1 pseudogene is annotated in these 499 nt (G+C 54.9%); it reads right to left on the bottom strand.

Annotation, left to right across the window (positions count from 1 at the left end):
* Positions 1 to 280, bottom strand: a pseudogene (locus EN925_RS39055) (repressor LexA); the annotation flags it as partial.
* Between the last annotated feature and the right edge of the window lie 219 nt (positions 281 to 499).

Here is a 499-nt window from a genome sequence, read left to right as displayed (position 1 = left end):
GACCAAGACTGCCCTGGATGACGCTTGGCGAAAACTTCTTTGCCGCATTGAGGCCTGGCGCGATGGAGTCCGGCAGCCGCAGCACTTCCAGCGCGCGGGCCCGATTGGGCAGCCGGCGGATAAAGCCGCGCTCCTCAAGGGCCGTGATCAGCCGATGAATCCCGGATTTGGAGGCAAGGTCGAGCGCCTCCTTCATCTCGTCGAAGGATGGCGGAATGCCGCTCTCCTTCAGGCGTTCATGGATGAACATCAGCAGTTCATGTTGCTTGCGTGTCAGCATGGCGGCCCCCAGGTTCCCTGAAACCAGAATCGAAAAACAAACCCAGAACAAACACTATCTGTTCCAGTTGTGTTCTGCAACCGTTTAAAGTTTAATGAATTTGTTAAGGCTGCTGAAATTATTTGGCGCTTGCCAGCGGGTTACGATCGACGGGCGCCACCTTCGGCAATGCGCCTGCTCACATTGAAATTGTTATGGTTAATGACCTGTGGCTTATCC

This window comes from Mesorhizobium sp. M7A.F.Ca.US.006.04.2.1, from assembly GCF_004022915.1.
Lineage (GTDB): Bacteria > Pseudomonadota > Alphaproteobacteria > Rhizobiales > Rhizobiaceae > Mesorhizobium > Mesorhizobium ciceri.
This window is presented reverse-complemented; position numbering and strand designations above follow the sequence as displayed.